Origin of the sequence: Marinospirillum perlucidum (assembly GCF_003336805.1) — a bacterium.
GTDB classification, from domain to species: Bacteria; Pseudomonadota; Gammaproteobacteria; order Pseudomonadales; family Halomonadaceae; genus Marinospirillum; species Marinospirillum perlucidum.
Genome location: NZ_QFWJ01000001.1, coordinates 215,895 through 238,795 on the forward strand (window position 1 = coordinate 215,895; position 22,901 = coordinate 238,795).

Below are 22,901 nucleotides of genomic sequence, written 5' to 3' on the forward strand. Positions count from 1 at the left end.
GCTTCTGAATGACAGCCCACCAAGAGCAACTGCTGCCTCAACCGGAAGGTAGCCGGGAAATCCTTCTCGATTTACCTCATCTGCAACTGGCTGCCCTGACCTGGGGAGACCCCTCTGGCCGTCCTTTGATGGCTTTGCACGGTTGGCTGGATAATGCCATGACCTTTGTACACCTGGCTCCCCGTTTGGCTGAAGCCGGTTATTACGTGGTGGCTCCTGATTTGGCCGGGCATGGTTTTTCCCAGTGGCGTCCAGCCGGTCAGGCCTATGTACTCATGGAAAACTGCTTTGATGTCCAGGCCGCAGCCCTGGCACTGGGCTGGTCGCGCTTCACTCTGGTGGGCCATTCCATGGGGGCAGGCATAGCTTCTCTACTGGCCGCAGCCCATCCCGAAGCCATCGAGCAGCTGGTGTTGGTGGATGGTTTGGGAACCCTGACCACCCCGGATGATGAAGCGGCAGCACAGCTGGGCCGGGCTCTGGGACGCTGGCTGGGGCATCAACAAAAACAGCTTGAAGCCAGGGAATCCAGCTTCAAGCTTCCGCCAGGGCGTCTCTATGCCAGTCTCGAGGAAGCCGCCCAGGCGCGTATGCAGGGCGTGGGGGCGGTGGATTATCAGGCTGCCTGGCAGCTTTGCCAAAGAGCTTTACAGCGGGTGGAACCGGAAGCTGAAGCCGGTGGCTGGTTCTGGCGCAGTGATTCCCGTCTGCGCCATCCGTCACCCTGGCGTTTGACTGAAGGCCAGAATCGCGCCTTCATGCGGGCAATTCAGGCCCCGACACTGTTGATAGAAGCGACAGAAGGCTTACTCATCGACCGGCCGGAAATTCATGAGCGTTTGCAATTATTGCCTCGGGGTGAACTGCAACAAGTGTCTGGCGGGCATCATCTGCATCTTGAAGAAGCCACAGCCAGGGTTACTGCCGAGACAGTTGTGACCTTTTTGGAGCAGCGAGACTGATGCAGGAATCTCATCAACAGGAGCAACAAGAGGTAAAAGAAACCATGCAAAGAGGCCACAAGCGGGTTTCGCTGGTTTTGGGTTCCGGTGGCGCCAGGGGTTATGCGCATATCGGCGTGATTGAAGAACTGGAAGCCAGAGGCTACGAGATAGTGGGTATTTCCGGTTGTTCCATGGGGGCTCTGGTTGGAGGGCTTTATGCCGCCGGCAAGCTTCAGGAATACAAGGACTGGGTTACCCAACTGGATTATTTTGATCTTCTACGCCTGGTGGATGTGACCTGGAGCCCCATGGGAGCCATCAAGGGTGAAAAGATCATGCAGGTGATTTCCCAGATGCTGGCCGGTTGCCGGATCGAGGATCTGTCTATTCCCTATACCTCGGTGGCCACGGATATTACCAAACAAAAAGAAGTCTGGTTTCAACAGGGCTCACTGGAAGAAGCCATCCGTGCCTCCATTGCTGTTCCCGGCGTGATTACCCCGGTTCAACACCTGGGACGGACGCTGGTGGATGGCGGCCTGCTGAATCCCCTGCCGATTACCCCCGTGGTGGCCTATCATGCGGACCTGATCATTGCTGTTAACGTCACGGCCCAGAATTCAAGGGCCACCCTGCAGGAGTTGATGCCCGATTGGAACCAGAAACACAAGGACTCCGAAGAATCCACCGCCATGGGGGAGTGGATGCAGCGAGTCAAGGGTCGGGCCGGACAGCTTCTGGGACGCCTGAACTTCTGGGAGGATGAAGGTCAGGAAACTTCCGATGAAAGACGCAAGTCGGATACGCGTTGGGGCAAACTGGATGTCATTCTCCAGTCGTTTGAGATTACTCAATCGGCTTTGAGTCAGTACAAGGTGGCGGGCTATCCACCGGATCTTTTGATTGAAGTACCACGTACGGCCTGCGGCGGCTATGAATTTCACAAGGCAGCCCAGTTGATCGAACTCGGGAAGCGACTGACACGTGAAGAACTGGGGAACTGGGAAACCCGTATGCCAGCCAATGAAGGGGATCTGGATGATATCGGCTGAAGTTTGTCTGGATAAACGCGGGACCTGGTTGGGCTTCAAGCGTCTTTTACCCCTGTCGATGTTTGTGGTCGCTTTCGGGGTTGCTTTTGGCCTGGCTGCTGTACAGACGGGGCTGTCCAAGAGCGAAGCTGTGTTGATGAGTGCTTTTGTCTTTGCCGGGGCCTCCCAGTTTGCTGCGCTTGAACTCTGGCAGGAAGAAATACCCTTGCTGCCCCTGATACTGACTACTTTTGCCATTAATGCCCGTCATCTGTTGATGGGGGCTTCCCTCTATCCCTGGGTTCGGCAAGTCCCGGTTGCAAAGCGTTACGGCCTGCTGACCCTGATTAGTGATGCCAACTGGGCTGTTGCCCTGCAGGATTATCGCCAGGGTGAACGTAATCTGGGTATTCTCTTTGGTGGCGGCTTAGCCCTCTGGGTTTGCTGGGTGGCGGGTACTTTTCTGGGGTTGATCCTGACGCAGGGGATACCCGATCCCAAAGCACTGGGATTGGATATGGTGCTGGGCTGCTTTTTGTTAACCATGGCCCTGGGTGGCAAGAAGGATCTGCGCCACCTGGTGATCTGGAGTGTTGCTGGCGCTACCTCCTTGCTGGCCTTGTATCTCTTGCCTGCCAATACCCATGTGGTGGCGGGGGCTTTGGCAGGCGGTCTGGTCGGTGCTTTTTGGCTGGAGGATTACAATGAGCCCGGATAATGCTCTGGCGGCTGGTGGTTTAGTGATTGCCGTGATGACTCTGGTCACCCTGGTCACCCGTTACGGCGGCGTTTTTATGATGTCCTTCGTCCCCATCAACAAACGGGTCGAAGGTTTTATCAATGGCATGTCAGGTTCAGTGCTGATTGCCCTGATCCTGCCCATGGCGGTAGAAGGTGATCTGGCTGCCCGCTTGTCATTGCTGACAACGCTGCTGGTCTTTCTGCTCGTGAAAACGCCGCTGCCAGCCATAGGAGCGGGAATTCTTATGGCAGCCAGCTGGCGCTATTTTTTCTGAAAGCCCGCAGGGGGGGGGCAGGGCCTCAAGCGGGTGACCAGCATTTAACCTGATTGCGGCCAGCTTCCTTGGCCTGGTAGAGGGCCTGGTCAGCTCTTTCCAACCAGGTCTGGGCTGTATCCAGTTGTTTAGTGAAGCCACTAACCCCCAGGCTGATGGTTACCTTCAGGCTGAGTTCACCGTATTCAATGACCTTGCTCTCCAGCGCCTGACGCAGACGTTCAGCGACCTCCTGTGCCCCCGCTTCCGGGGTGTCGGGCAGGAGTAGAACAAACTCCTCACCGCCATAGCGACCAGGAAAGTCCGTGGCCCGGGCTTCCTGCTTGAGCAGCTGAGCGGCCTGGCGAATCACTTCATCCCCAGCCTGGTGGCCATAGGTATCATTAACCTTTTTGAAGTGGTCAATATCAAAAATGATCAGACTGGATTGCCCCTGGCTGCGTTGTTCACGCAGGAACTCCTGCTGAAGGCATTCTTCCCAGTAACCACGGTTAAGTAGCCCCGTTAGGCGGTCGGTTCGACTGAGTCGGGCCAGCTCCTGATTGGCTTCTTCCAATTGCAGGCGGTTGGTGGCGCTGTCGGTCACATCATAGATCAACAGGCAGACCTGAGCGGTGGTGTTATCCGGTCCCTGCAGGGGCATGAGGGTGAGGTTCTGGTACATCAGCTCCGAAGAGCCTGTCAGGGGGCGATAGCTTTTGAAATCAAACAGGCGCGGGCGCTGCTCCCAGGTGGAGTAGGCCGGGCTGCCCAGCTTGAAAACGGCATCCAGTTTACGGTTCAACCAGGTGAAGGAGAGTTTGGGAAAGAGTTCCGCCAGTTGGCGCCCCAAAGCCTTGTTGCTGCGGATGCCGGAATGGTTTTCCATAAAGCTGTTCCAGAGCAGAATCTGGTTGTTTCTATCCAACACCACCAGACCCACGTCCACGGTTTGCAACATCTGGACCATCCAGTGGATATCGGTTAATTCCGTGTGTTTTTCCAGTTGTGTCATTGTAAAAATCCTGTGCGTTCCGTCAGTGAGGGCAGGGAATCTTCCGTAAACATCAGCAGTAGATCACATTCAATCTGCTGGTCAGGTAGATGATAGTCAATTTCCACAGCCAGGATTTTCTGGTTCTGTTTTTGTGGTTCCAGAAGACGGTGCAGGGGTTGCTGACGCCCCAGGATGACCGGGTGGCCCAGACTGAACTGAATATCCAGCTGTTGGGCAAAGCCTTTCAGACAGGCTCCATTGAGCAGGCCGGCCAGATCAGTGAGGATTTCCAATTCACCCTGCTGATTGCGATTGTCGATTTCCGGTAGCAGGCGGGCGATGGCAGGCAGGCTCTGGTCATCCACCAGAACCAGGGCTTCCCCGGCAATGCCGGCACCGTTAAACCCCTGGGAAATGGCAGAAACGCTTTCCAGTTTATTGGCACCCAGGCGTTCGGGCAGTTTACTGTAATCCAGCAGATGGACTTGGGGAACAGGTAGGTGAATAAAAGTGCCTAGAAGGTCGCCCAGGAGTTTACCGGCTTGGCCCATGGCAATGTTGACGGTTTCCTGAATCAGGTCGGTCAATTCCAGTTGCTGGTTATTAAAGCGGGCCAGCTCTTCCTGGCTTTGCTGCTGGGTGCTGCTGATAATGCCATAGTCATTGAGGATGCGGATCAGCGTATCCGGATTGATGGGCTTCTGGATAAAGTCCAGGGCACCCAGAGAAGTCACCCGCTGGTGTGCCTCCGGTTGGATGTCGCCGGAAACCACCAGCACCAGACTGGAGAGGTCTTCTTTACGGATGCACTGCAAAACCTCGTAGCCATCCATGACCGGCATATTCAAATCCAGAAAAAGCAGGTCACCTTTCCCGGCATGAATAGCATCCAGGGCTTCCTGACCATTGGCGGCAAAAGTGATTTCGACATCCCACCCCCCGGGTAGAGAACGAGCCAGCTGTTTTCGGGCCAGGGCCGAATCATCACAGATGATTAGCGGGAGCGACATAGCAAGTCCTTGTCTTAAAATATAAAAAATAAAAGATGAACAGATAATGCTGGTTTTATGCACATCTTAGATTGTTTTGACGCAAGTTTTTGTGATCTAGTTCAAAAAGGCTTGGTTAAAAAGCTTTTGAGTAGCCTCTACCAAAAAGAAAATCGTTAGTCTTTTTCAGAGGTTAGAGAAGATTAGTCCTTAAGGTAAAGCAGATTCGTGGAAAAAAGTCACAAAAAAACCCAGCCGAAGCTGGGTTTGGTAACAAATTAACGATTGGGCTGATTAGCCAGCAAAGTTCTCGTTAACGAAGTCCCAGTTTGCCAGGGCCCAGAAGGCTTTCAGGTAGTTAGGACGAGAGTTACGGTGATCGATGTAGTAGGCGTGCTCCCAGACATCAACGGTCAGCAGGGCTGTTTTACCGTCGGTCATGGGGGTACCGGCATTGGAGGTGTTGACGATTTCCAGATCACCAGAGGCGTTTTTAACCAGCCAAGTCCAGCCGGAACCAAAGTTGTTGGCCGCCTTGTCTTCAAATTCTTTCTGGAAGTCTTCAAAGGAACCCCACTTGGCCTTGATGGCATCGGCAACAGCACCAGTAGGTTCGCCACCGCCATTAGGGCTCAGGCAGTTCCAGAAGAAGGTGTGGTTCCAAACCTGGGCAGAGTTATTGAACAGAGGGCCAGGTTCAGCAGCCTTGATGATCTCTTCCAGGCTTTTACCTTCCATCTCGGTGCCGGAGATCAGACCGTTAAGCTTGGTCACGTAGGTCTGGTGGTGCTTGCCGTGATGGTACTCAAGCGTTTCAGCAGACATGTGCGGTTCCAGCGCATTTTTTTCGTACGGCAGTGCAGGTAGTTCAAAAGCCATTTTAGGTCTCCTTAATCATTACTCACGAACGAGTTGTGCTCATCAAAGCTTGCTTGAATAATTGACTTGGTGGCGGTTGAAAAGAATTTCAACCCTTGTGATGCAAATCAATGAAAACTCTCGGAATCATAGCAGCAGGACGGCTGGATGACAAATCCGACCCTTGGACTCAAGTATTGCTGTTTGCTCCTCAGGGGTAGCCGCAGAAGCCGACACTTGGCAAAATGCCACTTTTGTTCAACTTGGTGTCCGACGCATGCCTGATCGTAAAGAACCGCGGCTGGTTCTTCCTGATGAAGACAGCCAGCCCTCGACTCGACGCAGTAAGCCTTCCCGGGATTCCTCCTCGGCTCAGCCCCATGAAGCCCGGCCTGCTTCGACGGATCAGAAGCAGACAGCTTCATCGCCCCGGTCGTCATCCAATGCCGCTCGTGAAGGGCAGCCTGCCCCTCAGCGCCAGGCTTCAGAGGCGGCTCGGGCAGAAGTTCGTCGTCGCCTGGCTGAAAAAGCAGCAGCTCGCGAAGCTGAACAGAAGACTGCTGCTGCCGCTCGCCCTGAGCCGACGCAATCTAGCCGTTCAGCCTCTCCGGGGACACAGGCCCCAACAGGAACCTATCAGGAACCCCCTTCATCACCGCCAGCGGCTGTTTCCGGAGGCGGCCAGGGTTCCGGTGGTATTTCCTGGCTGGCTGTGGTGGCGCTCTTGTTAGCCGTGGCCGGACTGGGATTTGGTGGCTGGCAGTATCAGCGGGCCGAACAACAGCAGGCCAGCCTGGAATCCCTGGGTGGACGGGTTCAGGAATTGGAAATCCGCCTCTCGGAAACCGGCGAAGACCTCAGCGAGGCCGGAAGCACTTTTTCTGAAAAGCTGGAGTGGGCGGATAGCGAAATTCGCAAACTCTGGGTGGTGGCTCATCAGCGTAACCTGCCCGCCATAGAAACCCTTCAGGAAGAAGTGGCCGCGCTTCAGTCCGGTCTTGAAACCACCGATTCCGAGATTACAGAGGTGGCCAGCCAACAGACGCAGATGACTGAAAAGCTGGAGCAGCTGAATCAGCGTTTGAGTGAAGAAGTTGCCCAGTTGAACACTGAAGTGGCGAGCTACTCCAATCGCCTGGCAGAGGTCAGCCTGACGGCTTCGACCCTGGGCCAGCAGCTACGTCAGCAGGATAACCGTGAAGCGGTTTCACAATTGCGGTCAAGACTGGAAGCAGCGGAAAACCGTCTGGCTGAACTGGAAAACCAGCCGGGTAATGCTGCGCCTGAAGGACTGGAGGCACGCTTGCAGGAATATGATGAAATCCTTGCCTCTCTGGAGGCCAGTCGCAATCAACTAACCAGCCGGGTGACCCGTTTGCTGGATGATGTGCGTGAATTGCAGCAGGGGCGTTAGGCGCTGGCAGGTAAACTTGCTATCATACGCCGCCTGCTACAGGAAACAGGTCAACATTTACTTATACTTTGAGGTCGCGTTTTGACAAACTCGTCTGCCGCATCTTCGGAAAAGAATTCTTCCCCCAGCAAGGCTCCCAACAAGCGTCGCCGCCGTCGTAACCCCAAGCGTTCTGCTGGTGGGCGGCGTCCTTCAGCAGCCCCCAAGAACACTGCCAAGGTCTCCGAGGTTTTCAAGGAGCGTCAGGAAAAGGCCAAGGCTGCTATGGGTGACTGGACGCTGGATCAATTCCCGGTGCCAGAAGCAGAAGGCAAGGTGCGCTTTCATGATTTCAACCTGCCCCTGCCACTGATGAAATCCATCCATGACGAAGGGTTCGAGTATTGCACGCCCATCCAGGCGGAATCCCTGCTTTATACCCTGCATGGCGTGGATCTGATCGGCAAGGCACAAACAGGTACCGGCAAGACCGCTGCCTTTCTGATCGCCATTTTGACTTACCTGCTGGAAGAAGATCTGCCCGAGGGCCGTCGTATTGGTGCTCCTCGTGCACTGATCCTGGCACCTACGCGGGAGTTGGTTCTGCAGATCTGCAAGGATGCCGAAATCCTCATGCGTTACACCCCCTTCAAACTGCTGTCCGTGGTCGGGGGGATGGATTATGTTAAACAGAGAGATCAACTGCGTAGTGAAGCCATTGATTTGCTCGTGGCCACGCCCGGTCGACTGCTGGATTTTCACAGCAAGAAGGATGTCGACCTGCGTGAAGTTGAAGTCCTGGTTCTGGATGAAGCCGACCGCATGCTCGACATGGGCTTTATCCCCGATGTGAAACGGATTATCCGTGCAACTCCACCCAAGGAAGAGCGCCAGACACTGCTGTATTCAGCCACCTTTACCCAGGATATTCTCAACCTGTCTGCTCAGTGGACGGTGAATCCGCAGCGTGTGGAAATTGCCACCAAGGTTCAGACCGCTGATAACATTGACCAGCATGCTTTTCTGGTGACTGATCAGGACAAGCCGGGCCTCCTGACCCGTCTGATCAAGCGTTGGCAACTGAGCAAGGTGATAGTGTTCAGTAACCGCCGCGATACCACGCGCCAGGTGTTCGAGGCGTTGAAAAAAGCAGGCATCAAGGTTGCCATGCTCTCCGGTGAAGTGGAGCAGAAAAAACGTATCTCCACGCTGGAAAACTTCCGTGAAGGTAAAATCGAAGTGCTGGTCGCTACCGATGTCGCGGGACGGGGTATTCACATTGATGATATCAGCCATGTGATCAACTACACCCTGCCTGAAGATCCGGAAGACTATGTGCACCGGATCGGGCGTACCGGTCGAGCTGGTGCCGAGGGCACTTCCATCAGCTTTATCGGTGAGGAAGATGCCTTTGCTTTGCCTGCGATTGAAGACTACATCAAGAGCAAACTGCCTTGCGTGCATCCCCCCGCTGATCTGCAGCAGGAAGAAGAGGGTGCATGAAGCCTGAGTATCAGGCCGTAATCCAGCAAGCCTATCGGGAGTTTTTGCAAGGCCGCGACGTCAAACCACGGGGCGGCCAAAAGCAAATGATTGCGGATATTGCCAAGAGCTTCGCTGCTATCGAAGAAGATGACGAAGGGCGTCGCCAGGGCAATAATCATCTGCTGGCCATTGAGGCAGGCACAGGGACAGGTAAAACCCTGGCCTACCTCCTGGCCACCCTGCCTTTGGCTCAGGCGCGTAAAAAGCGCCTGGTCATCTCGACTGCAACCGTGGCACTCCAGGAACAGCTCCTCTACCGGGATCTGCCGGACCTAAAAAAACTCACCTCCCTGGATTTCAATTTCGCCCTGGCCAAAGGCCGGGGGCGTTATCTCTGCACCAGCCAACTGGCCAAGGTGGCGGCGAGTCTGAGAGAAACGGCTCAGGAAGATGACAATCCCACCTTGAATCTGTTTGAAAAAGAGCTCCTTTCCAATACACCGGTAGCTCGTGATGAAGAGCTGTTAACCCAATTGCTGGATGATTTTGCCAGTGGTCGTTGGTCAGGTGACAGGGACAGTCTGGAAGAAAAACTTCCCCAGGAGCTTTGGGATCGCTTGACCACCGACCACCAGCGATGCAGTAACCGGCGTTGTCCGCATTTTGCCGCAGCCTGTCCTTTTTATAATGCTCGGCGTGAGCTGGAACAGGCGGATGTAATCGTGGCCAATCATGACCTGGTTCTGGCAGACCTGGCATTGGGGGGCGGGGTGATCCTGCCAGCGCCCGAGCAGAGCTACTATGTTTTTGATGAGGCTCATCATCTACCCGATAAGGCCATCAACCACTTTGCAGCCAGTTTTCGTTTCAATACTTCCTTGAAGTGGCTGAACCTGCTGAAAAAATCGCAGAAGGATTTACTCCAGGCCCTGGTGGCCAGCCCTGCTGCGACCCGCTCCTTGAATCAGTTGTTTGTTCCCCTGGAGGATTTGATTCGGGACCTGGGCAGTCTTTATACCCAGCTTCGTGATCAGACCAGTTTTCAGGAAGGCTATAACCGCTCCGCTCCGGTGCATCGCTGGCCCCAGGGGCAATTGCCCGAGGGCATGAAAGCCTTTGCCGAACAGCTGCAAACCTATTTCGCTAGCCTTTCCCGGCATCTGGAATCCCTGGTCAACCAGTTGCGTGAAGCTCAGGACCCCGAGAAGAACACTTCGCTCGATAGCGATATTGCTGCCGAGTGGCAGCCTCTGCTGGCGCTGCTGCATGGGCGCGCCCTGGCTGCCCACCAGCTATGGAGCCTCTGTGCCCTTGAAGATGAGGAGGGTCGACCACCGTTGGCGCGTTGGCTGCTTTTGCATCGTTTGAATGAAGGGGATGAGGACTTGGAGTTGGCGGCCAGCCCCGTTACTGCTGCCGGTGATCTGGCCTATCGTCTCTGGTCGCGTTGTTTTGGTAGCACGCTGACTTCAGCGACCCTGACGGCCCTGGGACGTTTTGATCGTCTTAAGCAAAGGGCGGGACTGGCCGAGGCCACCCCCTGCAAAGCCTATCCCAGTCCCTTTGATTATCCGCGTCTGGGTGTTCTGGAGGTTCCTTCTGCAGCTTGTGACCCCAGTCAGCAGGAGACTCACACCCAGGCTATTCTTGATTATATTGAAACCGAGCTGAACCACCCCCAGGCGGCTGCTCTGGTGCTCTTTTCTTCGCGCCGGCAGATGAATGAAGTCTTCGACACCCTGGCTGCCCCCTTGAAAAGGGTCACCCTGACACAGGATCACTTGTCCAAAAAACGCTTGATAGAAAAGCACCGCGAGAGGATTGATGGCAAAAAGCCCAGTATCCTCTTTGGTCTGGCATCTCTGGCCGAAGGGATTGACCTGCCCGGACGTTATCTGACCCATGTGGTGATCGTTCGCCTGCCGTTTTCAACCCCTGATGATCCGGTGGAAGCCACGCTGGCCGAGTGGATTGAAAGCACCGGTGGTAACCCCTTTATGCAGATTACCGTTCCCGATGCCAGCATTCGCTTGGTCCAGGCTTGCGGTCGTCTGATTCGCAAGGAAGACGATGAGGGGCGGATTACCCTGCTGGATCGACGTATCCTCACCAAGCGTTATGGCAGTCAACTGCTTAATAGCCTGCCGCCTTTTACTCGCCAACTTAGTCGTTGATCTTGTCCTAAGACTTTTTAGCCCTACTTTTATTGTAACTATTTGTTGCCGGATAATTCCATTTGTAGGGAGGTTGTATTATATTGACTTATATCAGTGAGGCCTGATGTGATTCTGAAGACGTACCGGTATTAATTCTCGACAAGGGGTTATTTACTGGGGACTGGAAGCCCTATTGAGTCTGGGACTTTCCGTCCGGCCCGCCTGCTAGTGCCCTGGCAATCGCCAGGCAAGCTTAACCCCGAGGGCAAAGCCGATGTCCAGGCCTCGAGCTGTCATCTTTACTCTTCTACTGGTCCTGCTGGGGCTGGTGGTTACTGCACCCCTGCAGGCAGCCGATAAGATTACCTTGCAGCTAAAGTGGCTGCATCAGTTTCAGTTTGCTGGCTACTATGCCGCGCTGGAACGCGGCTATTTTGCCGATGAAGGTCTGGAAGTCACCCTGGTTGAAAGAGATCCCAGCAAAAATAACATCCACCAGGTACTGAACGGCGAGGCTGATTATGGTGTGGCTGATTCAGTGCTTTTTCTCTATCAGGATCAGGATCAGGGGGTCGTACTCGTTGCTCCCATATTCCAGCATTCCCCCAATGTTTTGATGACTCTGGCCAGTTCCGGCATAGAAACCCCTCAGGATCTGGTCGGCAAAAAGCTGGCTTTTTACGAAAATGATTCAGATGGTATCGGTCTTCTGGCGATGCTGGCTGAACAGGGCGTCTTGCAAGAAGGTTTGATTCGCGCTCCCTGGAATGAACGTCTTAACCGCCTGCTCAGTGGCCAGGTCGATGCAGTGGCAGCTTATAACACCAATGAACCCCACCGCTTGCGCGAATTGGGTTATGAAGTGCGCTTACTTGATCCCAAGCATTATGGCCAGGATTTTTATGGCGATATTCTCTTTACCCATGCACGTGAGGCCAGGGAGAACCCGCACAGGGTGGAGGCCATGCGTCGGGCGGTCATCAAAGGCTGGGAGTACGCCCTGGATAACAAGGCGGAAATGGTTGAGTTAATCTATCAGAAGTACAACACCCAGGGGAAAAGCCGCAATGCCCTGATGCAGGAAGCCTACGGCCTGGAGCCTTTGATCTCGCGACACACCCTTCCTTTGGGGCAGCTGGATCGGGGGCGACTGGAATATATTCTGGATCAGTTGAATCGTCATGATCTTGTCGAGGAGACTGCTCAAGGAGCACGGGGATTGGTCTTCACTTCCGGTCCCCAGATCGACCTCAATCCTGAAGAGCGTGATTTTCTTCGCGGCCTGGAGCAGCTACGGGTAGCGGTAGACCCGGACTGGCCACCTTTCGAATATTACGATAGTGAGCAGAGGCTTCAGGGCATCAGTTCCGATTATCTGGATTTGCTGGAAAGGCGCTTGGGGATCTCGATTGAATTGGTCAAGGGATTGACCTGGCCGCAAGTGCTAGAGGCGATACGCGCCAAGGAGGTGGATCTGCTGCCTGCTGTGACCTCTACTCCGGAAAGGCGCCGTTATCTCAATTTTACTGATCCCCTGGTGCGTTCCCCCATGGTGATGGTGACTCGGGATTCCATGGGCTACCTGGCCAGTATGGATCATTTGCGAGATCTGGAAGTCATGGTGGTCAAGGATTATGTCTCGGATGAACTGCTCAGTCAGGATACCCTGGATTTAAACCTGTTGCGGGTCGCCAGTGCCGAAGAGGCTTTGCAGCGGGTGGCCTCTGGTGAAGGCGATGTTTTTGTCGGCAATCTGGCAGTTGTCTCCAACCTGATCAAAACCCAGGGTTTGGCTAATTTGAAGATCTCCGGACAAGCACCTTACTCTTTTGATTTGAGTATGGCCGTGCGCGATGATTGGCCGCTGATGGTCAGCATTGTGGAGAAGGCGCTGGCCAGCATTAGTCCCGAAGAGCACACGCGTATCTATAACCGTTGGGTCAATGCCGGTGGCGATGAAGGTCTGCCCTGGCGGCGTATTCTGCCGGGGGCAGCGGCTCTTTTAAGCCTGCTTTTGCTTTTGGGAATTTACAGCCTGCATCTGGTCAAGCTTAATCGCAAGATCCAGCGGGTTAATCAGCAGCTGACTTTTACTGAAGCCGAATTACGCGAGAAAAATGCTGAGCTTGAGCATCTATCCATTACCGACAAGTTAACCGGTTGTTATAACCGCCACTATCTGGACAGGGTGCTGGAGGAGCAACTGACGTTTGCCCAGCGTTATCAACGCCCGTTATCTCTAATTCTATTCGATCTGGATTTTTTCAAACGCGTCAATGATGAACAGGGTCATCAGGTCGGGGACCTGGTTCTTACCACCTTTGCCGATCTGGTCGCTCAGCGTATTCGCAGCAGTGATGTTTTCGGGCGTTGGGGTGGTGAGGAATTTCTGCTGATCTGCCCGGAAACCGATTTGCAGCAGGCCGCTCAGGTCGCCGAGAAGATTCGCAAGGCAACGGCGATGGAGTATTTTTTCCAGGGCATCCACCAGACTGTCAGTGCCGGTGTAGTCTGTAATCAGGGGTATGCCAGCCCAGACCAGTTGCTTTCTGCCACCGATCAACTGCTTTATGAAGCCAAGGCGGCAGGGCGGAATCGGGTAGTGGCAAGGCTGCGTGAAGCCCAGCCCAGCGCGGAAATCTCTGATTAAATCCTGCGCTGCAGCCCCGAGAATCTGGTAGCTATTGGAATTCATCAGCAGGGAATTCAGCCCCAAACTTCGCTCATCGCGTCAATCGAGGCTCCCAGGTAGGCTTCTGCTTCTGGCCTGCTGTGAACTCAGACCAAGCAGGCTGGTACAACCTGAATCCCCTCAAGAGATGGATTTCTCTTGAGGGGTGGCAGGAGCTGACTAGGTTCGGAACTGACTGACTTGGGCGTTGAGTTTTTCTGCCAGGCTGGCCAGCTCTTCACTGGCTTGAGTGGTATGTTCGGAGCCTTCTTCAGTCTGGCTGGAGAGCTCGTTAATATTGACGACATTGCGATTGATTTCATCTGCCACAGCGGCCTGCTGTTCGGCAGCACTGGCAATCTGGGTGTTCATATCGGCAATGGTCTGAATTGCTGCAGCGACTTCTTCCAGCGACTTGGAGGTTTCCTGAGCATGGGCCACCGTTTCGATGGCTTGGTCACTACTGTGTGCCATGGCCTTGAAGGAGCGTTCAGCTTCATTGGTGAGGCGTTCGATCATATCGCGGATTTCGCCGGTTGAATCCTGGGTACGGGCAGCCAGGCTGCGAACTTCGTCAGCCACCACGGCAAACCCTCGGCCATGTTCACCGGCTCGAGCCGCTTCTATGGCCGCATTCAAGGCCAGCAGATTAGTTTGTTCGGCAATATCACTGATGACATCCATGATGGTGCCGATGTCGGCTGTGCCCGCTTTCAATTCTTCCAGGGTGTCGGCGGTGGTTTTAATGCTTTGATCTAGCTGTTCCAGGGTTTGCATGGTTTCCTGCAGGCGTCCCTGACCCAACTGGGTTTGGTGATTGGCCTGGGAGGCCGCCGAGGCAGCAGAAGTAGCATTGCTGGCGACTTCCTGGACGGTGGCAGTCATTTCATTCATGGCTGTAGCCACCTGATCGGTTTCTTGGCTTTGCTGCTGCACCGTGCGAGCGCTCTGCTGTGTGACGGTAGATAGTTCTTCTGCAGCAGCAGAAACGGAAAGCGCCGTTTCCCGGGATTCTCTGACCAGTTCCTGGATTTTACTGATAAAGCGATTAAAAGCCCGGTTGATATGCATGAGTTCGTCTTTGCCGCTTTCCGGTAGACGGTGAGTCAGGTCACCATCGCCATCGGCAATTTCACGCATGCGGATCAGCATATCCTTGAGTGGCGACTGGATGGAGCGGATAACCACATACATGATGATTATCATGGTGACCGCGGCCAGGGCAAAAATAGCCAGGAGGTTCAGGGTATGCCTGGTGAACTGGGCTTCCAGGGAATCCAGGTAGATACCGGATACAATAATGACTTCCCAGGGCTCATAAAGCTGATAGTAGGTCATCTTGGCAACGGGTTGATCATGACCGGGTTTGTTCCAGACATATTCGATTTCGCCCCGGCCTTGCTGTTGAGCACCCTCTAGCATTTCCTGGATAAAAGCAAAGCCGGTTGGATCTTTTAGATTAGCAAGATCGCGACCCACCAATTCCTGCTGGGTGCCATGTGCCAGCATGACGCCTTCCTGGCTGATTACCCAGAAATAATCTTCATCATTGCCGGTGGTGTAGCGTAACTGGCTGATCTGGGTGAAGGCTTTTTGGCGTGCTTCTTCTTCGCTAATCAGGCCTTCTTGCACCTGATCCTGGTAATGTTCCAGGGTATTCTGGGCTATTTCTGTGACTTGGCTAAGTTGCAGTTGCTTTTCCTGCATCAGGGCTTTACGTTCCTGATAACTGGCCAGTAGGGTAACCGCAAAAAGAAAGGCAAGGGCGAGCAGCAGGATAATCCACAAGCGCAGATTAATGCCGATCAGCCGGAGATGGTTTTGCATAAGGACTCCAGTTGAACAAACAAGGATAGATAATCAGGTGGCGTAGGAATCCCGTTATTTTTTTTGACTGACTCGGGCTTGATGGCATCACTTGCTTGATTATTTGGTGGTTTAGTGAAGTGATAAAGCATCTTTTTTTATCGTACAATGCCGAAGAACACAGAGTCCAGCAAACCTAGGTAAATTCCACTTCTTTTTTGGGTGTATTTTTGCAATGAGCTTTTCACAAAGTTTGGATCCGGGAGCTCTGGGCTGGATCAGCCTGGTGATCTGGTTGCTATTTGTTTTTATTGCCTTGTTCAGAGTGCCTTGGCGGATCTTGAAGCGGGAAACCGGCTTACAGCATCTTTTTTTGGGCAGTATTCTGGTTGTGGCTTTTCTCTGGCAGTTAAGAGCGGATATTAATTTATCGGTATCCATTCATCTGTTGATGGCGACCAGCCTGACTTTGATGTTCTACTGGCCCATGGCCTTGCTGGCGACCAGTCTGGCTTTGCTGGGTGTGACCCTGATGGGCAAGACGCCCTGGGAAATGCTGGGTATCAATGGGCTGGTGGTGTGTTTATTGCCGGTGACGATCAGTCATTGGGTCTGGCGCCTTGTGGAATGGAAGTTTCCACCCAATTTCTTTATTTTTGTGCTGCTGGCCGGAGCCGGCGGGGCCGTAGCTGCTGCCCTGGGTTCGGGGCTGGCGGTGATCGCCATTACAGCCATTTATACCTCGGGCCATGAATTTGCCCGCCTGTCAGGCGAATACTTCCTGTTTCTGCCTTTGACACTGCCGCCCGAAGCGGTCGTGAATGGCATGATCCTGACAGGTTTGACCGCTTTTATGCCCGACTGGGTGCGGGCATTTGATCCCAAGCGTTATCTGGATGAAAACTAACGACGTACCGGACGTTTTTGCAGTTTTCGCTGCAGGGTTCTGCGGTGCATGCCCAGAGCCCTTGCCGTGGCCGAGATATTGCCGTCATGTTCATGCAGCACCTTCTGGATGTGCTCCCAGGTCAGACGATTGACCGACATGGGCTGCTCGGCCAGCGGGGTATCCGGATCCCCTTCCTGTTTATTGAAAGCGGCCAGGATTTCATCGGCATCGGCCGGTTTGCACAGATAATTAACCGCCCCGAGTTTGATGGCTTCAACGGCTGTGGCAATACTGGAATAGCCGGTTAAAACCACGATCTTGGATTGAGGTGAGGCTTCGACCAGCTGGGGCAGTAAATTCAGACCCGAGCTGCCTTCCAGCTTTAAATCCAGGGTAATGTAATCCGGCTCAAAATCCTGGGTTTTGGCTAGGGCCTGGTGTTCATCCTGGACATAGGCCACTTCATAGCCACGTTTGCCGAAAGCCCGCTCCAGCACCTGCCCGAAAATCTCATCATCATCAATGATCAGGATGCGTAGCTTGTCTTCCTGCTGGTCTGTGATGCTCATGCTGAATCATTTCTCCAAACGGCTAGAAGGGGAAGTCTGGGCCGCTAAAACCGGAATGCGCACTTCGGTTAGCGTACCCCCCTGGCTATGATTATACAGGCGAACCGCGCCACCAAGCCGGTTAATTGTCGCATGGGTTAAAAAGAGGCCCAGGCCCAGGCCTTTGCTCTTGGTGGAGATGAAGGTTTGTCCCAGGCGTTCGGCGATTTCCATGGGAATACCTGGGCCCTGATCATGAATTTCGATCTGGGCTTCCACGGCATTCCATTCCATGGTCAGGGTAACCGGCTTTTTGCCACTGGCATCGGCGGCATTATTAAGCAGGTTGATCAATGCCTGCTGCAGGGTGATGTCGGCGAGTATCCAGGGTTCGGGGGTAGGTGGTTTGGGCCAGTCGATACAGTAGCGCACATCCGGGCGCAATACTTCCCAGTGTTCCAGTACCTCCTTGAGAAAATCCTTCAGCGGTTTGGTTTCCGGGTTTAGCAGGCGTGAGCGATCGGCATTGCTGACCAGCGACTGGAGGGTGACCTTGCAGGTATCCACCTGCTGGCGCAGGAGTTTCAAATCGGTCAGCAATTCCGGGTCATCCTGGTGTTCATTGCTCATTTCCTTGAGCATAACCGCCAGGGTCGATAGAGGCGTGCCCAGCTCATGGGCGGTACCGGCGGCCTGGGTGGCTACAGCCATGATCTGTTCATCACGCAGGGCCTGTTCCCGGGTTTGCGACAGGTCGGCATCACGATTACGCAGGGACTGGGCCATCTTGAACACAAAAACAGTAATCAGGCCGGTACTCAGGATAAAGTTCACCCACATTCCCAAAAGATGCAGGCTCAGCCCGGAAGCAGGGTGCTGGTGGCTAAGCTGGGGAACCGGATGATGAAAAAAAATCAGAAAAGTGTAGGAGGCCAGGATGTAGCAGGCCAGTATCCAGGTGAAACGCCAGGGCAGGGTTGCAGCCGAGATGGTCAGGGGGACCAGAAAATAGGAAATAAAGGGGTTGTTGGCCCCGCCGGTGAGGTAAAAAAGCAGACTCAGGCCCACTACATCCGCCAGCAAGTGGAGTAGATACTCGATATCCGCCACGGGCCGCGGCCAGTTCAAGCGCCACCAGGTCAGCAGGTTGATCAGCGCCATGGTAATAATGACGGAAAAAACGGCGAGGATATTGAGTTGGAAATGAACGACTTCCAGTCCGAAGATGATACCACCCAGAAACCCTGTCCAGGTGATGCCTCGTACCAGGCTGAGACGCATCAGGTTTCTGCCGGGTGTCGACAGGGGTAAGGGTTGGGTCGGATTGGTATCTTGCAAGACGGGTACTCCTTCAATGAAGGGACAGAGTTTAAGATAAATGCTTGGGGATTGCAGCTCCCTCCCCTTGGGCATTGTTAAAGACGAGTAGATCAGCGAAAATAGCCGCCATTTTTAACCAGACGCTTGAGGGTTGGATGTCCAGTAAACAGATTACCCAGGAAGTGCAGAAAAGACGCACTTTTGCCATTATCTCCCACCCGGATGCGGGTAAGACCACTATTACCGAAAAGCTGTTGCTGCTTGGTCAATTGATCCAGACTGCCGGTACGGTTAAAGGCAAGAAGAGTGACAAGCATGCCACTTCTGACTGGATGACCATGGAACAGGATCGCGGGATTTCCATTACTTCCTCGGTCATGCAGTTTCCGTTCAACGATCGCATCGTTAACCTGCTGGACACTCCGGGTCACGAAGACTTTTCTGAAGATACCTACCGGACGCTGACGGCAGTGGATTCCGCCCTGATGGTGGTGGATGGGGCCAAGGGTGTCGAAGATCGCACCATCAAGCTGATGGATGTCTGCCGTCTGCGGGATACTCCGATTTTTTCCTTCGTGAACAAGCTGGACCGGGATATTCGCGATCCTATCGAGCTGCTGGATGAAATCGAAGAAGTCCTCAAGATCAAGGCCGCTCCGATTAACTGGCCAATCGGCTCCGGTCAGTGGTTCAAGGGCGTTTATAACCTCTATAACGATGAGATTCATGTGTTTACGCCGGGTCAGGGGCATCTGTTGCCGGATGATCAGCGTATCAAGGGACTGGATTCCCAGGAAGCCCGGGATTTTTTGGGTGATGACTACGAGACCTTGGTTGAAGAGCTGGAGCTCGTACAGGGCGCAACGCATCCCTGGGATCAGGAAGCCTTCTTGCAAGGTCAGCTAACGCCGGTCTACTTCGGTACAGCCCTGAGCAATTTCGGCGTGCGCGAAATGTTGACCGATTTTGTCGAATGGGCTCCGGCCCCTGCTGAACGCCCGACTGAAACCCGGCCGGTAGCTGCGGATGAAGACAAGTTCAGTGGATTTGTTTTCAAGATTCAAGCCAATATGGACCCCAAGCACCGCGACCGCATTGCTTTTATGCGAGTTTGTTCAGGCAAGTACACGCGTGGTTTGAAAATGCGTCACTGCCGCACGGGCAAGGATGTGCGTATTGCTGATGCTGTCAATTTTATGGCGGGCGAGAGGGAGTTGCTGGAAGAAGCCTGGTCTGGCGATATTATCGGTCTGCACAACCATGGCACCATCCAGATTGGCGATACCTTTACCGAAGGCGAGGATCTCAAGTTCACCGGTATCCCGCATTTTGCTCCCGAGCTTTTCAAGCTGGTGCGTCCCAAGGACCCTTTGAAAATGAAACAGTTGCAGAAGGGTTTGCAGCAGCTGTCGGAAGAAGGGGCCGTGCAGCTTTTCCAGCCTTTCAAGAACAACAACCTGATACTGGGTGCGGTTGGTCAACTACAGTTTGAGGTGGTCATGTTCCGCCTCAAGGATGAATATAAGGTGGACTGTCTCTATGAAGGGGTCAGCGTGCAAACGGCGCGTTGGGTCGACTGCGAAGATCCCAAAAAGCTGGATGAATTCCGCCGTAAGGCCGAAGATAATCTGGCGAAAGACGGGGCCGGGCTCTTGACCTATCTGGCACCAACCCGGGTCAATCTGCAGCTGGCAGAAGAACGCTTCCCCGATATTACCTTCCATTCCACACGCGAACACTAAAAGGGTCCGCTAGGCCCTGCCCGGTAGGAGTGGCAGGGTCTAGATGGCTTGATGCCAGTCCCGGTGAGTCGCTGCAGGCTGCTCCTGATCCTTTTGTAGACGCTTGGGGGTGGGGATCAGCAGCTCTCGCTGTTTGCCGTCCACTTCCAGAACCGCACGTCCCAGGCCTTCAGCTGGTGGTTGTTGCAATAGCTTGCTGCAGATGCGGTATACCAGATCGCCATTGGCTAGGTGAAAGGGAATCCAGAGACTTTCCATCCAGCGATAGCCGGAGTGGAGGGTTGGAGTTGGAGTGGTGAATCTGGCCCAGTTGATGCCTTCATCAAAGGTGCCTGCATCCTTCATCCAGTGGTAAAGATTCAGTGCTGTCTCATCCAGCAGGGGAAGATAGGTGTTACCTATGAGTTCTTCACGGCTGCGGCAACCATTGATGGCCAGGGCTGTTTCTGAAGCGGCGAGTACATGCAGTTGGCAATCAAGTATCAGTGAGAAGTGTAAATCTTTGTTAACGCTTTCCAGAAGAGGTTCATCCAACTCCATGAGGGGGGCGGCAAGAACTTTTTCCAGTTCCTTGCGGTAGCGTGCCGAGGGGGTGATGTGGCCCCTTTCCCAGCGTGAAACCGCGCCCTGATCAATGTTCAATAGATCGGCCAGGTGCTGCTGGGTTAGATTGCGTGCCCGTCTCAGCCGTTTGATGCGTTCTCCCAAATCACTCATGCTTAACCTCCTCCAGACTGAATTTTTTTGTGTAGTTATTATTTATGTTATTCATTGTATGCCAGATTATGGCAAGCGGTATGCCTAATCTGTGGTAGATGCCATAAATCTTGAACTGGTTCACATGCTGTTACCTGTTACAACCTGTCCCCTTGATCAATTTATATGCAATATTTACGCCAGAGTTCGGGTATCTTTTGATCTGAAACAAGGTTTTCTCGGCTGAGAGCCAGCAGCCAGGTCAGGCAGGTTTGGGCACTTTCCGGTGTGGCTTTGCCTAGGCTGACAACCTTGGCTTCAATGAGGGCTTGGGAGGCGGCGTACTGGTAGTGCACGCCCCCCGACCAGCATTGGCTAATCAGTCCAACCGGTAACTGGGAGGTCGCCAGCTGCTGGAAAAAAGCCGGGAGTGGAGGAGTGGTGCCGCTGCCCAGGCCTTCCAGGAGCAGGCCATCCAGGTTTTCCAGGCCTGTTAATGACCAGTCTTGGGGCAGGCCGGGAATCAGGGGCAAGCGGAGAATTCGGGGTTGGAAGTCGCACGCCAGTGAGGCTAACTGGCCTTCGCTCAATCGGGGCAGGGCTTGCCCGGGATGAGTGGGAAGAGCGCTTTGTGAAGGAGGTTTATCCAGGTGACCCAGGGGGAGCTTGTCAACGCTGGCAAAGGCATTGCGTTCCTGACTACTGCCCTTGCGGCAGCTGCGAGGATCAAACAGCTGTTGGTTAAAGCTGAGGTAAATCCCGCTGAAGTTTTCTTGGCTAGCCCAGTAAAAGGCTTCCTGGAGATTACTGAGTGCATCAGAAAGGGGCGCTTCTAGTGGGTACTGTGCACCAGTAAGGATCAAGGGTAGAGAAAAATCAGGTAGAAGCCAAAACAGGGCCGATGCTGTCCAGGCGAGGGTGTCGGTTCCTTGCAGAATAACCAGTCCGTGATAATCGCTTTCTGCTTTGCGGGCCAGGGCCGCCAGCTGGAACCAGTCACTGGGTTGCATGGCTGAGGAATCCAGAGGAGGCTGCCAGGCTTCCAGGTCAAGATCCAACTGCTGGCGCTTGAGCCAGTCGCTGGGGAGAGCTTTTTCCAGACGTTGCTGGAAATCACCGGCAGCTTGCAGTCCCTGGGGGCTGGGTAGCATCCCCAGGGTGCCGCCGGTATAGATGACTTTAAGACGTTTTACAGACACTGGCGATGGCTTTGCACAGGTACTGAAGGTTGTCCTGATTGTAGCCAGCAATGTTCATGCGCCCGGTCTTCACCATGTAGATGCCGAACTCTTTTTGCAGTTGCTCGACTTCTTCCGGTTTCAGGCCCGAGTAGGAGAACATGCCGCGCTGCTGGGCAACACAGGCAAACTTGTCAGCCAGCCCGAAGGGTTCCAGAGCCTGAACAAATTCCTGGCGCAGGTTATTGATCCGCTCACGCATTTCAGTGACTTCTTCTTGCCACAGGGATTTGAGTTCCTGGCTTCCCAGAATAATACCCACCAGGGCACTACCATGGGCAGGCGGGTTGGAGTAGTTGGAACGTGCCACCACAGCCAGCTGGCTGCGAACCTTTTCCATGTCTTCGCGGTTGGCGGCCAGAGCGATAAAAGCCCCGGTTCTTTCGCGGTAGAGGCCAAAGTTCTTGGAGCAGGAAGCAGTGATCATGACTTCCGGCAGTTTTTCCGCCAGAAAGCGAACCGCCCAAGCATCTTCTTCCAGTCCCTGACCAAAACCCTGGTAAGCAAAGTCGATCAGTGGCAGGAGTTCGCGTTCCTGAAGGACTTCGGCCACCTGTTTCCATTGTTCCTGGTCGAGGTCAAAACCGGTCGGGTTGTGGCAGCAGGCATGCAGCAGGACCACATCACCCTGGGGGATTTCTTTCAAATCAGCCAGCATGGCTGGAAAATCCAGTTCATTGCTTTTCGCATCAACATAGGCATAGTTGCCCTTCTCAACGCCAGCAGCTTTGAAGATGGCGTAGTGATTCGGCCAGGTGGGGTTGGAAATCCAGACTTTCTTTTCCGGTGCTGTTTTTTTAATGAAGTCTGCAGCCAAACGCAGGGCACCAGTACCCCCAGGGGCCTGGGTCAGGGTGGCGCGTTGAGCGTCCAGGGCGGGGGAATTGGCTCCCAATACCAAAGGCAGGAGGTGTTGGGCAAAAAGAGGGTCGCCATGCGAGCCAATATAGGCTTTGGTGGTTTCCTGCTCAAGCAACTGGGCTTCGGCCTTTTTGACCGCTCGCATAATGGGAGTGATGCCTTCAGCATTACGATAAACGCCGACACCCAGGTCGATCTTGTTGGGATTGGTGTCCTTGTTAAAGGCTTCTGTCAAACCGAGGATGGGGTCAGCAGGCAGGCGTTCAACTTGTGCGAACATCT

The 22,901-nt window shown here is 54.0% G+C and carries 19 protein-coding genes; 10 read left to right on the top strand and 9 right to left on the bottom strand.

Annotated elements, in window-relative coordinates:
- Nucleotides 1-8 precede the first annotated feature (8 nt).
- From DFK18_RS01055 to DFK18_RS01070, 4 genes are read left to right on the top strand one after another with little or no spacing between them, the layout of a single operon-like run.
- On the top strand, nucleotides 9-962 hold the full coding sequence (locus DFK18_RS01055; protein ID WP_114416348.1) for an alpha/beta fold hydrolase: 954 nt from the start codon (nucleotides 9-11) through the stop codon (nucleotides 960-962).
- Nucleotides 962-1,996 carry a patatin-like phospholipase family protein gene (locus tag DFK18_RS01060; RefSeq protein WP_245944303.1) on the top strand — a complete coding sequence of 345 codons (1,035 nt, stop codon included), beginning with the start codon at nucleotides 962-964 and terminating at the stop codon, nucleotides 1,994-1,996. The genes DFK18_RS01055 and DFK18_RS01060 overlap by 1 nt, the downstream gene beginning before the upstream one ends.
- The gene (locus DFK18_RS01065) at nucleotides 1,983-2,693 is read left to right on the top strand and encodes an AzlC family ABC transporter permease (protein WP_114416349.1); all 711 of its coding nucleotides are present in this window, start codon (nucleotides 1,983-1,985) and stop codon (nucleotides 2,691-2,693) included. The genes DFK18_RS01060 and DFK18_RS01065 overlap by 14 nt, the downstream gene beginning before the upstream one ends.
- Nucleotides 2,680-2,991, top strand: coding sequence for an AzlD family protein (locus DFK18_RS01070; RefSeq protein ID WP_114416350.1), 312 nt, complete (start codon nucleotides 2,680-2,682; stop codon nucleotides 2,989-2,991). Before DFK18_RS01065 ends, DFK18_RS01070 begins: the two co-directional genes overlap by 14 nt.
- Nucleotides 2,992-3,016: 25 nt before the next feature.
- Here DFK18_RS01070 and DFK18_RS01075 read toward each other — a convergent pair whose 3' ends face one another.
- The 3 genes from DFK18_RS01075 to DFK18_RS01085 form a co-directional block, all read right to left on the bottom strand.
- Entirely contained in the window at nucleotides 3,017-3,985 is a 969-nt protein-coding gene (locus DFK18_RS01075; protein ID WP_178006166.1) for a sensor domain-containing diguanylate cyclase, read from the bottom strand.
- Nucleotides 3,982-4,977 (bottom strand): response regulator, encoded by a 996-nt coding sequence (locus DFK18_RS01080; RefSeq protein WP_114416351.1) that lies wholly within the window; start codon nucleotides 4,975-4,977, stop codon nucleotides 3,982-3,984. The genes DFK18_RS01075 and DFK18_RS01080 overlap by 4 nt, the downstream gene beginning before the upstream one ends.
- 273 nt (nucleotides 4,978-5,250) lie before the next feature.
- On the bottom strand, nucleotides 5,251-5,835 hold the full coding sequence (locus DFK18_RS01085; protein WP_114416352.1) for a superoxide dismutase: 585 nt from the start codon (nucleotides 5,833-5,835) through the stop codon (nucleotides 5,251-5,253).
- 256 nt (nucleotides 5,836-6,091) lie between these two features.
- Between DFK18_RS01085 and DFK18_RS01090 the strand changes: the two genes are divergently transcribed.
- The 4 genes from DFK18_RS01090 (at nucleotide 6,092) to DFK18_RS01105 (ending at nucleotide 13,498) form a co-directional block, all read left to right on the top strand.
- A complete protein-coding gene (locus DFK18_RS01090) occupies nucleotides 6,092-7,228 on the top strand; it encodes a hypothetical protein (protein ID WP_114416353.1) in 1,137 nt (378 codons plus the stop codon).
- A gap of 264 nt (nucleotides 7,229-7,492) precedes the next feature.
- Nucleotides 7,493-8,710: an ATP-dependent RNA helicase RhlB gene (gene rhlB, locus DFK18_RS01095; protein WP_281269751.1), complete on the top strand. Its 1,218-nt coding sequence runs from the start codon at nucleotides 7,493-7,495 to the stop codon at nucleotides 8,708-8,710.
- A complete protein-coding gene (gene dinG / locus DFK18_RS01100) occupies nucleotides 8,707-10,866 on the top strand; it encodes an ATP-dependent DNA helicase DinG (RefSeq protein ID WP_114416355.1) in 2,160 nt (719 codons plus the stop codon). The genes rhlB and dinG overlap by 4 nt, the downstream gene beginning before the upstream one ends.
- 256 nt (nucleotides 10,867-11,122) lie before the next feature.
- Nucleotides 11,123-13,498, top strand: a complete 2,376-nt coding sequence (locus tag DFK18_RS01105) for a diguanylate cyclase (protein WP_114416356.1) — start codon at nucleotides 11,123-11,125, stop codon at nucleotides 13,496-13,498.
- Between the two features lie 201 nt (nucleotides 13,499-13,699).
- Here DFK18_RS01105 and DFK18_RS01110 read toward each other — a convergent pair whose 3' ends face one another.
- Entirely contained in the window at nucleotides 13,700-15,346 is a 1,647-nt protein-coding gene (locus DFK18_RS01110; protein WP_114416357.1) for a methyl-accepting chemotaxis protein, read from the bottom strand.
- Nucleotides 15,347-15,560: 214 nt separating this feature from the next.
- On the opposite strand from DFK18_RS01110, the gene DFK18_RS01115 reads away from it, so the two are divergent.
- Entirely contained in the window at nucleotides 15,561-16,232 is a 672-nt protein-coding gene (locus DFK18_RS01115) for an energy-coupling factor ABC transporter permease (protein ID WP_114416358.1), read from the top strand.
- Here the strand turns inward: DFK18_RS01115 and DFK18_RS01120 are convergent.
- Nucleotides 16,229-16,783 (bottom strand): response regulator transcription factor, encoded by a 555-nt coding sequence (locus tag DFK18_RS01120; RefSeq protein ID WP_114416359.1) that lies wholly within the window; start codon nucleotides 16,781-16,783, stop codon nucleotides 16,229-16,231. The genes DFK18_RS01115 and DFK18_RS01120 overlap by 4 nt on opposite strands.
- A gap of 6 nt (nucleotides 16,784-16,789) precedes the next feature.
- Nucleotides 16,790-18,100 (bottom strand): ATP-binding protein, encoded by a 1,311-nt coding sequence (locus DFK18_RS01125; protein ID WP_342769734.1) that lies wholly within the window; start codon nucleotides 18,098-18,100, stop codon nucleotides 16,790-16,792.
- 137 nt (nucleotides 18,101-18,237) lie between these two features.
- Here DFK18_RS01125 and DFK18_RS01130 point away from each other — a divergent pair, with 137 nt between their 5' ends.
- Nucleotides 18,238-19,824: a peptide chain release factor 3 gene (locus tag DFK18_RS01130; RefSeq protein WP_114416361.1), complete on the top strand. Its 1,587-nt coding sequence runs from the start codon at nucleotides 18,238-18,240 to the stop codon at nucleotides 19,822-19,824.
- A gap of 39 nt (nucleotides 19,825-19,863) precedes the next feature.
- Here DFK18_RS01130 and DFK18_RS01135 read toward each other — a convergent pair whose 3' ends face one another.
- The 3 genes from DFK18_RS01135 to DFK18_RS01145 all read right to left on the bottom strand — a co-directional run bounded on the left by DFK18_RS01135 (nucleotide 19,864) and on the right by DFK18_RS01145 (nucleotide 22,899).
- On the bottom strand, nucleotides 19,864-20,541 hold the full coding sequence (locus DFK18_RS01135) for a helix-turn-helix domain-containing protein (RefSeq protein ID WP_114416362.1): 678 nt from the start codon (nucleotides 20,539-20,541) through the stop codon (nucleotides 19,864-19,866).
- 161 nt (nucleotides 20,542-20,702) lie between these two features.
- Nucleotides 20,703-21,719 carry an asparaginase domain-containing protein gene (locus DFK18_RS01140; RefSeq protein ID WP_114416363.1) on the bottom strand — a complete coding sequence of 339 codons (1,017 nt, stop codon included), beginning with the start codon at nucleotides 21,717-21,719 and terminating at the stop codon, nucleotides 20,703-20,705.
- A complete protein-coding gene (locus tag DFK18_RS01145) occupies nucleotides 21,700-22,899 on the bottom strand; it encodes an amino acid aminotransferase (protein ID WP_114416364.1) in 1,200 nt (399 codons plus the stop codon). The genes DFK18_RS01140 and DFK18_RS01145 overlap by 20 nt, the downstream gene beginning before the upstream one ends.
- Between the last annotated feature and the right edge of the window lie 2 nt (nucleotides 22,900-22,901).

What these genes read in the sequence shown, in the direction of transcription:
- DFK18_RS01055 (WP_114416348.1), top strand. Translation starts at nt 9, where the DNA reads ATGACAGCCCACCAAGAGCAACTGCTGCCTCAACCGGAAGGTAGCCGG.
- DFK18_RS01090 (WP_114416353.1), top strand. Translation starts at nt 6,092, where the DNA reads ATGCCTGATCGTAAAGAACCGCGGCTGGTTCTTCCTGATGAAGACAGC.
- DFK18_RS01120 (WP_114416359.1), bottom strand. Translation starts at nt 16,783, where the DNA reads ATGAGCATCACAGACCAGCAGGAAGACAAGCTACGCATCCTGATCATT.
- DFK18_RS01110 (WP_114416357.1), bottom strand. Translation starts at nt 15,346, where the DNA reads ATGCAAAACCATCTCCGGCTGATCGGCATTAATCTGCGCTTGTGGATT.
- DFK18_RS01060 (WP_245944303.1), top strand. Translation starts at nt 962, where the DNA reads ATGCAGGAATCTCATCAACAGGAGCAACAAGAGGTAAAAGAAACCATG.
- DFK18_RS01080 (WP_114416351.1), bottom strand. Translation starts at nt 4,977, where the DNA reads ATGTCGCTCCCGCTAATCATCTGTGATGATTCGGCCCTGGCCCGAAAA.
- DFK18_RS01105 (WP_114416356.1), top strand. Translation starts at nt 11,123, where the DNA reads ATGTCCAGGCCTCGAGCTGTCATCTTTACTCTTCTACTGGTCCTGCTG.
- DFK18_RS01075 (WP_178006166.1), bottom strand. Translation starts at nt 3,985, where the DNA reads ATGACACAACTGGAAAAACACACGGAATTAACCGATATCCACTGGATG.
- DFK18_RS01070 (WP_114416350.1), top strand. Translation starts at nt 2,680, where the DNA reads ATGAGCCCGGATAATGCTCTGGCGGCTGGTGGTTTAGTGATTGCCGTG.
- DFK18_RS01085 (WP_114416352.1), bottom strand. Translation starts at nt 5,835, where the DNA reads ATGGCTTTTGAACTACCTGCACTGCCGTACGAAAAAAATGCGCTGGAA.
- DFK18_RS01115 (WP_114416358.1), top strand. Translation starts at nt 15,561, where the DNA reads ATGAGCTTTTCACAAAGTTTGGATCCGGGAGCTCTGGGCTGGATCAGC.
- DFK18_RS01130 (WP_114416361.1), top strand. Translation starts at nt 18,238, where the DNA reads ATGTCCAGTAAACAGATTACCCAGGAAGTGCAGAAAAGACGCACTTTT.
- DFK18_RS01145 (WP_114416364.1), bottom strand. Translation starts at nt 22,899, where the DNA reads ATGTTCGCACAAGTTGAACGCCTGCCTGCTGACCCCATCCTCGGTTTG.
- DFK18_RS01135 (WP_114416362.1), bottom strand. Translation starts at nt 20,541, where the DNA reads ATGAGTGATTTGGGAGAACGCATCAAACGGCTGAGACGGGCACGCAAT.
- rhlB (WP_281269751.1), top strand. Translation starts at nt 7,493, where the DNA reads ATGGGTGACTGGACGCTGGATCAATTCCCGGTGCCAGAAGCAGAAGGC.
- DFK18_RS01065 (WP_114416349.1), top strand. Translation starts at nt 1,983, where the DNA reads ATGATATCGGCTGAAGTTTGTCTGGATAAACGCGGGACCTGGTTGGGC.
- dinG (WP_114416355.1), top strand. Translation starts at nt 8,707, where the DNA reads ATGAAGCCTGAGTATCAGGCCGTAATCCAGCAAGCCTATCGGGAGTTT.